Source organism: Stutzerimonas stutzeri, from assembly GCF_002909485.1.
GTDB lineage: Bacteria > Pseudomonadota > Gammaproteobacteria > Pseudomonadales > Pseudomonadaceae > Stutzerimonas > Stutzerimonas stutzeri_AH.
This window is the reverse complement of sequence record NZ_PPXG01000003.1, coordinates 520,895-531,951: the sequence shown is the minus strand read 5'-3', so window position 1 is coordinate 531,951 and position 11,057 is coordinate 520,895. Positions and strand designations below refer to the sequence as shown.

8 protein-coding genes are annotated in these 11,057 nt (G+C 60.9%); 4 read left to right on the top strand and 4 right to left on the bottom strand.

Features of this window, described 5'->3' with window-relative positions:
* The first annotated feature begins 76 nt into the window (after positions 1-76).
* Positions 77-2,503, top strand: a complete 2,427-nt coding sequence (locus CXK91_RS09910; RefSeq protein ID WP_103455974.1) for a penicillin-binding protein 1A — start codon at positions 77-79, stop codon at positions 2,501-2,503.
* A gap of 67 nt (positions 2,504-2,570) precedes the next feature.
* Here the strand turns inward: CXK91_RS09910 and CXK91_RS09905 are convergent, their stop codons facing one another.
* The 3 genes from CXK91_RS09905 to rpmE form a co-directional block, all read right to left on the bottom strand.
* Positions 2,571-3,839, bottom strand: coding sequence for a malic enzyme-like NAD(P)-binding protein (locus CXK91_RS09905; RefSeq protein ID WP_103455973.1), 1,269 nt, complete (start codon positions 3,837-3,839; stop codon positions 2,571-2,573).
* A gap of 154 nt (positions 3,840-3,993) precedes the next feature.
* Positions 3,994-4,788, bottom strand: a complete 795-nt coding sequence (locus tag CXK91_RS09900) for a thermonuclease family protein (RefSeq protein WP_103455972.1) — start codon at positions 4,786-4,788, stop codon at positions 3,994-3,996.
* Between the two features lie 20 nt (positions 4,789-4,808).
* Positions 4,809-5,021, bottom strand: coding sequence for a 50S ribosomal protein L31 (gene rpmE, locus CXK91_RS09895; protein WP_003283472.1), 213 nt, complete (start codon positions 5,019-5,021; stop codon positions 4,809-4,811).
* Positions 5,022-5,218: 197 nt separating this feature from the next.
* On the opposite strand from rpmE, the gene CXK91_RS09890 reads away from it, so the two are divergent.
* The 3 genes from CXK91_RS09890 (at position 5,219) to CXK91_RS09880 (ending at position 9,960) form a co-directional block, all read left to right on the top strand.
* Positions 5,219-7,441 (top strand): primosomal protein N', encoded by a 2,223-nt coding sequence (locus CXK91_RS09890; RefSeq protein WP_103456073.1) that lies wholly within the window; start codon positions 5,219-5,221, stop codon positions 7,439-7,441.
* 113 nt (positions 7,442-7,554) lie between these two features.
* Positions 7,555-9,294 carry an arginine--tRNA ligase gene (gene argS, locus CXK91_RS09885; protein WP_103455971.1) on the top strand — a complete coding sequence of 580 codons (1,740 nt, stop codon included), beginning with the start codon at positions 7,555-7,557 and terminating at the stop codon, positions 9,292-9,294.
* On the top strand, positions 9,295-9,960 hold the full coding sequence (locus CXK91_RS09880; protein ID WP_103455970.1) for an SPOR domain-containing protein: 666 nt from the start codon (positions 9,295-9,297) through the stop codon (positions 9,958-9,960).
* Positions 9,961-10,015: 55 nt separating this feature from the next.
* On the opposite strand, the gene CXK91_RS09875 is transcribed toward CXK91_RS09880, so the two are convergent.
* Positions 10,016-10,987 (bottom strand): CDP-6-deoxy-delta-3,4-glucoseen reductase, encoded by a 972-nt coding sequence (locus CXK91_RS09875; protein WP_103455969.1) that lies wholly within the window; start codon positions 10,985-10,987, stop codon positions 10,016-10,018.
* Positions 10,988-11,057 lie beyond the last annotated feature (70 nt).

The following is an 11,057-nucleotide window of genomic DNA, read 5'->3' as shown; positions in this document are numbered from 1 at the left end:
CATATAATGTGAACGGTTTTCCCTTTCAGCATCGTCGCCGCTCCCCCCTCTCAAATTCTGGATTCCAAGAACCCCGATGCGTTTTTTGAAATTTCTTCTCTGGTCGTGCTTCGCAGTTTTCTGCGCGCTGTTGCTGAGCATCAGCGGTGCATTTCTCTACCTCAGCCCAAACCTTCCTTCAGTCGATTCCCTTCGCAGCATACAGCTACAGATTCCGCTGCGGGTCTACAGCGCCGACGACAAGCTAATCGCCGAATTCGGTGAAATGCGACGTTCGCCAATTCGCTTCGACGACATCCCGGAGGAGTTCATCCACGCGCTGCTGGCGGCGGAGGACGATAATTTCGCCAATCATTATGGCGTCGACATAACGGGCCTGATGCGCGCTGCCACGCAATTATTGAAAAGTGGCCAGATTCAGACCGGTGGCAGCACCATCACCATGCAGGTCGCGAAGAATTACTTCCTGACCAGCGAAAGAAGCTTTTCGCGCAAGATCAACGAAATCCTGCTGGCCCTGCAGATAGAGCGCGAGCTCAGCAAAAATGAAATTCTTGAGCTGTACGTAAACAAGATCTACCTAGGCAATCGCGCCTACGGCATCGAAGCTGCATCACAGGTGTATTACGGCAAACCGATTTCGGAATTAAGCATCGCGCAGCTTGCAACTATTGCGGGCCTGCCAAAAGCACCCTCCGCCTTCAACCCACTGGCAAACCCGGCCCGCAGCCTGGAACGCAGGGATTGGATTCTGGGGCGCATGTACAGGCTTGGCAGACTGGATGAAACAACTTATCGGCAGGCTCTGGCCGAACCTGAGAACGCCAGATACCACGGCGCCTCGCCTGAACTGGACGCATCCTATATAGCAGAGATGGCTAGAGCCGAAATGGTGGGACGCTTCGGTAGCGCAGCGTACACCGATGGCTTCCGGGTTCACACGACGGTTTCCAGCGAGCGACAAGTCGCAGCGAACATCGCACTCAACAGCGGATTGATCGAGTACGACCAGCGTCACGGCTATCGCGGCCCAGAGGCACGTCTTGCCGACCTGCCTCGCGATAGCTGGACGCAGGAACTGGCCAAACATAGAAGCCTATCTGGAATGCACCCAGCGGCAGTCACCCAGGTGGAAGACAGCGGTATTCTCGTACTTACCCGTGACGGCCAAGAGCATGCCGTCGCCTGGGAAAGCATGAAGTGGGCTCGCCCGTTCCTTGGCACCAACAGTATGGGACCACGACCGCAGCGCCCTGCAGACGTAGTAAAGGTTGGCGACGTCATACGCATCCGTTGGCAGGACGAGGAGGCGCTATTCAGTCAGGTACCGCAAGCACAAGCAGCGCTGGTATCACTTGACCCTCAGGATGGCTCCATCGAGGCACTGGCTGGCGGTTTCTCCTTTGGACAGAGCAACTACAACCGCGCTATCCAAGCTAAACGCCAGCCCGGCTCGAGCTTCAAGCCGTTCATCTATAGCGCGGCCCTGGATGCCGGCTATACCGCGGCCAGCCTGGTCAATGACTCACCCATCGTCTTCGTCGAACAAGGCATGGACCGTATCTGGCGCCCGAAGAACGACAACAACACCTTCCTGGGCCCGATTCGCATGCGCGAAGCGCTGTACAAATCCAGAAATCTTGTTTCGATTCGCCTGCTGCAAACCCTAGGCATTGACCACACGGTCGACTACATAAGTCGCTTTGGCTTCAATCCGCAGGACCTTCCCCGCAATCTATCGCTTGCACTGGGCACCGCGACACTGACGCCAATGGAAATCACCGTAGGCTGGACGACGTTTGCCAATGGCGGCTACAAGATCGAGCCGTACCTTATCCAGCGCATCGAAGACCGCGAAGGTAATCTGCTTTTCGAAGCCAATCCGGCGCGAGTTCCAGCGCAGCAGCAAGCGCAGCGTCCTGAGGTAGAAAGCAGCGCAGCGCCGATGGATGATGCACGCAGGACCGAAGACCAATCGGATACAGAGCCTCGCTTCGCGGAACAGGTTCTCGATAGCCGTACTGCTTACATCATGACCAGCATGCTTCAGGACGTCATCAAGCGCGGCACAGGCCGCCGGGCGCTGGCCATGGGCCGCAACGATATCGCGGGCAAGACAGGCACGACCAACGACTCGATCGACAGCTGGTTCTCTGGCTATAACGCGGACATCGTCACGACCGTATGGGCAGGATTCGACCAGCCGCAGAGCCTGGGTCGACACGAATACGGCGGCACGGTGGCGCTGCCGATCTGGATGAACTACATGAGCGCCGTGCTCAAGGACATGCCCGAGCACCCACCGGCCGAGCCTGACGGCCTGCTCAAGCTGCGCATCGATCCAGTCAGCGGCCGGGCCGCCACGCCGGCCACCCCAGACGCCTACTTCGAAGTGTTCAAGAGTGAAGATTCGCCACCACCAATGGGCGAATTCGATCCCACTTACCAAGCGCCGGGCAGCCCACTGCCTGCCGATGAAGCGGCACCGCTCGATCTTTTCTAGGCCGAGTGGCTTCATCGAGCAATAAAAAACCCCGCCATGGCGGGGTTTTTTTATCGCTTGCAGCTAATCAGCCATTGAACACGTCATTCACCGACTGGAGCGGATAGTGCGACGGATAAGGCAACGTCGCTGCGCCGCTCTCAATCGCAGCCTTGGCGACTGCATCAGACACCAGCGTGATCAGGCGCGGATCCATCGGCTTGGGAATGATGTACTCACGACCAAATTCCAGGCTATCCACGCCATAGGCTGCGGCCACTTCAGCAGGCACCGGCAGCTTGGCAAGATCACGAAGAGCCAGAGCAGCAGCGATCTTCATCTCCTCATTGATGCGGCTGGCACGGACATCCAGCGCACCGCGGAAGATGAACGGGAAACCGAGCACGTTGTTCACCTGGTTCGGGTAATCCGAGCGGCCGGTCGCCATGATGACGTCAGAACGGGTCGCATGCGCTAGCTCAGGGCTGATCTCCGGGTCCGGGTTGGAGCAAGCGAAAACCACCGGATTGGCCGCCATGCGCTTAAGGCCTTCGGCGCTCAGCAAATTGGCGCCGGACAGACCGACGAATACGTCGGCACCCTCCAGAGCGTCATCCAGCGTGCGCTTGTCCGTCTCGTGGGCGAACACAGCCTTATACTGATTCAGATCGTCACGACCGGCGTGAATCACGCCCTTACGATCGATCATGAAGATGTTTTCGATTTTCGCGCCCATGCTGACCAGCAACTTCATGCACGAGGTCGCTGCCGCGCCAGCGCCAAGGCAGACGATCTTGGCCTGCTCAAGCGACTTGCCAGCGATTTCCAGCGCGTTGAGCATGCCTGCAGCCGTAACGATCGCGGTGCCGTGTTGATCATCGTGGAATACCGGAATGTCGCACTGTTCGATCAGCGCACGCTCGATTTCAAAGCACTCAGGTGCCTTGATGTCTTCCAGGTTGATGCCACCGAAGGTGATCGAGATACGCTTGACGGTATCGATGAAAGCCTGCGGGCTTTCGGCATCGACTTCGATATCGAACACGTCGACACCGGCGAAACGCTTGAACAACACACCCTTGCCTTCCATCACGGGCTTGGATGCCAGTGGGCCGAGGTTGCCCAGGCCTAGAATGGCGGTGCCATCGGAGATAACCGCCACCAGATTGCCTTTGCCGGTGTAGCGGTATGCCAGCTCCGCATCGCGAGCGATCTCACGAACAGGCTCGGCTACGCCTGGACTGTAGGCCAGGGATAGATCACGAGCGGTGGCTGTTGGCTTGGTCAGCTCGACGCTCAGTTTCCCCGGGCGGGGCTTGGCATGGTATTCGAGCGCGGCAGTTTTCAGGTCAGTCATGTGGCATTTCCGCTTTATTTTACTGGGACAGACAGGCGGTCGAGCATACGCCAAGAACAAGCGCACTCACAAGCCAGTCGGCCAGCAGACTGTCAAGCCCAGGCCAATACGACTTTCCGGGTAGATTTTGCAGGCATGGCAATGACCGATCAGGTCAGCGCGGCATGCCCAACATGGCGGGATGAGTCACGCGCAGCATCCAGCGAGCCTGGCCCGCTCCAGTCCGTCCGCGACGATCGACCACCCAGCCTCTCAGCTCAAGCCGCTTGCCCGCCAGCGCGGCCAGCGACCGGGCATCAAACGCATCGAAAGCCTGCGGTGGTATGTGCACAACCAGCGGGCCTTCCATCTCAAGCCAATAGCCGCCGCGATTGCGCTCGACCCGCTCGACCTTGCCTTCAAGCAGCGTGAAGCCACCGTGTTTCAGCGACTGCGGCGAGCGCGGCGTCAACTTGCGCCAGACACCGAGCCCGCCTTGGCGCCCCAACTGCTCCGCTCGCTGATGACAGACCACCAGCGCCGTGTTCGGCGCCATCGCCACCATCAAACCGAGCCCGTCAGCGAGCAGCGCGGCCTCAAGATTACGTCCTCGCGAATCGTAGGCATGGGCGAGAGTACGACCATACCGGTCCTTCGCCTCAGACCCCATGATCAGCCCCACCCGACCGTCGCTGGCCTTTACCAGCGCCTGCAATCGCCGCTGCGCTGCCACGGCAAAAGGTTCGGCCTTGCGCCCTTTACGGCCCAATTCTGGCGTGTTGATACCGATCAGCCGCACACTGCGACCATCGACCAGGCGCAGCGTGTCACCATCGACCACCCGTGCCACCTCCACCAATGGCAAGCGTCCGGGCGACGGGCACAACGCCAGCGTTTGAGTGTGCCAGAGAACGGAAACGAAAAAGGCGCCCACCAGGGACGCCTTTTTCATGTGCTCGGAAAACCGCATTGGATTCCCGGTACGCCGTCTTACTTGGCGCCGAACACACCGAAACGCTGCTTGAAGCGATCGATACGGCCGCCGGTATCCAGCACCTTCTGCTTGCCAGTGTAGAACGGGTGGCACTCGGAGCACACGTCGATGCTCAGGTTCTTGGCCAGCGTGGAGCGGGTCTTGATGACATTGCCGCAGCTGCAAGTGGCTTCGATTTCGACGTAATTAGGATGGATATCGGCTTTCATGGTGAATCCTCTAGGATTGTGTGCCGCCACCCGACCCTATGTCGAGTACCGCACGAATTAGGGCGCGAATCATACCAGAGCGCTAGGGTGATGCAAGTACAGGCGACGGGCGCGCAGCCCCAACGAAGGATGCGCTTATGGCCGGCGGCGGACGTTACGATCGTTTACCATCGCCGCTCATTGCCAAGGATCATCGCGTGTCTTCCAGCATCCTCCGTCTGGCGCTGCCCTCACCCCTGCGCCGCCTGTTCGACTACCTGCCGCCGATCGGCCTCGCGCGCCCCACCCTGCAACCGGGCATGCGCCTGCGCGTGCCATTCGGACGGCGCGAAGTCGTCGGCATTCTGGTGGAGATGACAGACCAGAGCGAAGTGCCGATGGAGAAGCTCAAGCCAGCTCTGGAACTGCTGGACAGCAAACCACCTCTTCCCGCTCCGCTGTTCAAGCTCTGCCTATGGACGGCGCAGTACTATCAGCACAGCCTCGGCGACACTTTAAGCTGGGCGTTACCAGTACTGTTGCGTCAGGGCGAACCCGCCGAAGCACGCCAGGAGCGCTACTGGCGCCTGGTGGATGGCGCTAGCCCGAACGACCCGCGCCTGGCACGCGCACCGAGACAGCGCGAAGCCCTGAAGACCATTGCCCAGCACGCTCACGGTCTGCCACATGCGCTGCTCAGCAAGCTGCAGTTGAACAAGGACAGCCTCGATCTGCTGCTGGAAAAAGGCCTGGTGCGTGTCGAATCACGTCGTAGCCACCCGCCACGCGGCCATAGCGGCAGCTGGTTGCTGCAGGCCGAGCTCACATTGAATGCGCAGCAACGCGCAGCCTACGAGGCGGTGAGTGCAGGACTCGACGGCTTTCAGGCGTTTCTCCTTGCCGGTGTGACCGGAAGCGGCAAGACAGAGGTATACCTGCAACTGATTCATCGCGTCCTGGAAGCCGGCAAGCAGGCCCTGGTGCTGATTCCGGAGATCAACCTGGGGCCGCAAACTCTTGCGCGCTTCGAGCAGCGCTTCAATGCTCGAATCGCACTGCTGCACTCGAACATCAACGATCGCGAACGGCTCGATGCTTGGCTCGCCGCTCGTGATGGCGAGGCGGACATCATCATTGGCACTCGCTCGGCGCTGTTCACGCCGATGAAGAACCCGGGCCTGATCATCATCGATGAGGAGCACGACGCCTCCTATAAACAGCAGGAGGGTTTGCGCTACCACGCACGCGACCTGGCCCTGCTACGCGCGCGCCAGGAAAACCTGCCGATCGTGCTCGGTTCCGCCACGCCTTCGCTGGAGAGCCTGCACAACGCCTATATTGGTCGCTATGCCCTGCTGAAGCTGACTCAGCGAGCAGGAAATGCGCAATCGCCGCGTTTCCTGCGCCTGGATGTAAAGAGCCGTCCGCTGGACGCCGGCATTTCCGGTCCACTGCAACAGGCCATCGGCCAGACCCTCGCTGCCGGCCAGCAGGTACTGGTGTACCTCAACCGTCGCGGCTTCGCCCCCACTCTGCTCTGCCACGATTGCGGCTGGCTCAGCCAGTGCCCACGCTGCGATGCGCGCATGACGCTGCACCAGCGGCACAACGAGCTGCGCTGCCACCACTGCGGACATATCGAGCGGCCGCCACGCAATTGTCCAGATTGCGGCAAGGTGGATCTGCGCCCGGTAGGAGCTGGAACCGAACGCGCAGAGGAACGCCTCGGCATCCTCTTTCCCGATTTTCCAGTGCTACGCATCGACCGCGACAGCACCTCACGCAAGGGCGCGATGGAGCAGATGATCAGCACCATCAATCGTGGCGACCCCTGCCTGCTGGTGGGCACCCAGATGCTTGCCAAGGGCCACCATTTTCCGCGCGTGACGCTGGTGGCGATCCTCGATGCAGATGGCGGACTGTTTTCCGCAGACTTTCGCGCCAGCGAACGAATGGCCCAACTGATCGTTCAGGTCGCCGGACGCGCCGGACGCGCGGAGGAGCCAGGCAAGGTAATCATCCAGACTCATCTGGCCGACCACCCGCTGTTGGTGCAACTGACAGAACAGGGCTACTTCGCCTTTGCCGAGCAGGCGCTGTCCGAACGCCGCGCAGCTGGCCTGCCACCGTTCAGCCACCTGGCACTGTTACGCGCCGAGGCGCAGAAGCCCGGCCAAGCAGAAGCTTTCCTGGATGACGCCTGCAGTCTTGCCGAGCAACTGCTCGGGCAGCTGCAACTCAGCGGCATCGAGTTGCTCGGCCCGGTGCCCGCACCGATGGAACGCCGCGCCGGCCGCTATCGGGCGCAGCTGCTGCTGCAAGGCAATACTCGGGCGACCTTGCACCGACTGATGGGCGCCTGGGTGCCCATGCTCGAACAACTGCCCGGTAGCCGTGCCGTGCGCTGGAGCCTGGATGTCGACCCGATCGATTTGTTCTGATCGACACATGAAAAGTGACTTTTCCAGCACTGCGCACCACGCCACCTTGAAGCGACACCCATCGCACCCCGATAATGCCGGGTTTTCGCGCACTCTTGCGGACTGAGCCGACCATGAAAGACAGCATTCGCCACCTGATCCAGCAAGCCCTTGTCCGCCTGACCACCGAAGGTGTCCTGCCTGAAGGGCTGGCCCCTGCGATCCAGGTGGAAAACACCAAGGACAAGAGCCACGGTGACTTCGCCAGCAACATCGCCATGATGCTGGCCAAACCAGCCGGACTGAAGCCTCGCGATCTCGCCGAAAAGCTGATCGCCGCACTGCCACAGGACGCGCAGGTCAGCAAAGTGGAAATCGCCGGCCCGGGTTTCCTGAATTTCTTTCAGAACAGCGACGCACTGGCTCAACGCCTTGAAACCGCGCTGGCCGATCCGCAGCTGGCGGTGCGCAAGGCCGCTGCCACCCAGCGTGTGGTGATTGACCTGTCATCCCCGAACCTGGCCAAGGAAATGCACGTCGGCCACCTGCGTTCGACCATCATCGGCGACGCGGTAGGCCGCGTACTCGAGCATCTGGGCGACGAGGTCATTCGGCAGAATCACGTCGGCGATTGGGGCACCCAGTTCGGCATGCTGCTGGCCTATCTTGAGGAGAAGCCGGCGGCTGCGGAAAGCGAGCTGTCCGACCTCGAACAGTTCTATCGCGCCGCCAAGCAGCGCTTCGACGAGTCCACCCAGTTTGCCGATCGCGCCCGCGAGCTGGTAGTGAAACTGCAGGCCGGCGACGCCCAGTGCCTGAGCCTTTGGACACGCTTCAACGATATCTCGCTGGCGCACTGCCAGAAGCTATACGACCGCCTCAACGTCAAGCTGACGCCGGCCGACGTCAAGGGTGAGAGCGCCTACAACGCCGACCTTGCGGATATCGTCGAGGCCCTGCGCAGTAAAGGCCTGCTCAGCGAGGACAACGGCGCGCAGTGCGTCTTCCTCGACGAGTTCAAGAATGCCGAGGGCAATCCGCTGCCGGTGATCGTGCAGAAAGCCGGTGGCGGTTATCTCTATGCCACCACCGACCTTGCCGCCATGCGCTATCGTAGCCAGGTGCTGCATGCCGATCGCGTACTGTATTTCGTCGATCAGCGTCAGGCGCTGCACTTCCAGATGGCCTTCGAAGTGGCCCGCCGCGCCGGCTTCGTCCATGAAGGCATGCAACTGGAACATATGGGCTTCGGCACCATGAACGGCGCCGACGGCCGGCCGTTCAAGACCCGCGACGGCGGCACGGTAAAGTTGATCGACCTGCTCGACGAAGCCGAGCAGCGAGCTTACGCCCTGGTGAAAGGCAAGAACCCGGACCTCGACGAAGCCGAGCTGCGCCAGATCGCCCGGGCAGTGGGCATCAGCGCAGTCAAGTACGCCGACCTGTCCAAGCACCGCACGAGCGACTACCGCTTCAACTTCGAGCTGATGCTCAGCTTCGAAGGCAATACCGCACCTTACCTGCTGTACGCCTACACCCGCGTAGCCAGCGTGTTCCGCAAATTGGGCAAAGAAATAGGCGAGATCGGTGGGCGTATCCAGCTCGAGGCAGAGCAGGAGCTCGCCCTGGCCGCCAGACTCGCTCAGTTCGGCGAAGTGCTGAACAGCGTCGGTGAAAAAGGCGAGCCTCATCTCTTGTGCGCTTACCTGTACGATCTGGCCGGACTCTTCTCCAGCTTCTACGAGCATTGCCCGATTCTCAGTGCCGAACAGGAAGAGCAGAAGCAGAGTCGTCTGCGCCTGGCTGCCCTAACCGGCAAGACCCTCAAACAGGGCCTGGAACTTCTCGGCCTGGAAACTCTGGAGCGCATGTAAGTGGCTGCAAGGAAGAAAGCTGCCCCCAAACGAGGCGCCAGCCGCTATCAGGCGCCCGCCAAACAGGCGGTGCCGGGGTGGATCTGGCTGGTCTGCGGCCTGGTGATCGGCGGCTTCATCGTGTTTCTGATGAGCCTTGAGCCAGGCGGCAAAGAGGTCAAACGCGCCAAGGAGGCGCCCAAGACCGCAATCAAGGAACAGCCCAAGCGCACCCCAAGCACTGAGCAATCGCCACGACCGAAGTATGATTTCTATACGCTGCTGCCCGAATCCGAGGTAATTCTGCCGCCGGAAGCCAAACAGCCGGAGCCGCCCGCCAAACCGGTTACACCAGAGGAAGCGGCGAAGATCGACGCAGCTCGAGCGCAAGCCGCGCTCAACGGGCAGATTCCCCCGCCACCGCCGACCGTCGCCAAAGCGCCGGTCACCCAGTTCTTCCTGCAGGCCGGCTCGTTCCGCCAGCAGGCTGAGGCCGATCGGGTACGCGCACAGATCATCCTGCTTGGCCAAGACGTGCGCGTGGAAAGCGTCAAAGTGCGGGACGAGCCTTGGTATCGCGTGCTGGTTGGTCCGTTCGGCAGCCGCGAGCAATTGAACGCTGCGCAAAAGACGCTGGCCGCCAGCGGCTACAAGAACCTGCTGCTGCAGCAGCGGCAGACGCCGTGAATGAAAACGCCGGGCTTTCGACCCGGCGTTTTTCTTTTCGGCGGAGCGCAGCGGATCAGCTTTCCCGCGGCGCATAGGCAAATACATCGGCACGCATCTGATGCGGGTCCATTCCGGCTTCCACCAGTGCATCCAGCGTGCCGTAAACCATCGACGGCGACCCACTGGCATAAATATGCAGCGGCTTGAGATCGCTGAAATCCTCCCGAATCGCTTCGTGCAGCATGCCGCAGCGACCTTCCCAACCACAAACATCACTGACCACCCGATGCAGGTGCAGATTGCTCATGCCCTGCCATTCGGCCCAGTGAGGAAGCTGGTAGAAGTCGTCCGGCCGACGCACGCCCCAGTACAGGTGTACTGGATGCGAGAACCCTGCTGCCCGACAGTACTCGATCAAACTATGCATTTGCGCCATGCCAGTGCCAGCCGCCACCAGCACCAGCGGACCCTCTGGCAGCTCCGCCAGGTGCGTATCGCCGAACGGCATTTGTATTCGCGCAAAGCCTTGCCGTCGGAGGAAGGCCAGTAGCTCGATGGCAGACTCCTCCCGTGCCAGCACGTGTAATTCCAGCTCTCGGCCACTACCAGGCGCCGAAGCAAGGGAAAAAGCCGACCACTCTCCATTTTCGCGCTGCAGCAGCAGATACTGACCGGCGTGATAGCGTGGTTGCCTACCCGCAGGCAGGCGCAAGCGCACACGCACCACATCGCCACCCACCTCTTCGTAGCTACTCAGCTGGCAGCTAAGCTCGCGCACCGGCAATTCGCCGGGCGCCAGCACACCGTCCCAGAGCAACACGCAATCCTCCAATGGCTCGGCCAGACAGGCCAGCAACTCACCGTGATCACGCACCTCGCCGGCCTGGAGCACCCGCCCTTCAACCAGAAGCGAGGCACAGATATGGCAATTGCCGTTGCGGCAGCTTTGCGGGCACTCATAGCCCAGGCGCCTGGCGGCATCGAGAAATCGTTCGCCGGGCCGTACGTCGAGTACGGCACCGGATGGCTGCAAGGTTACTTTCATGTGCACGTCATTATCAGTGAACGGGATGACCCGCCAAGGCTTCGGGCGGGATCGGGCCCGCGTCTTTGTA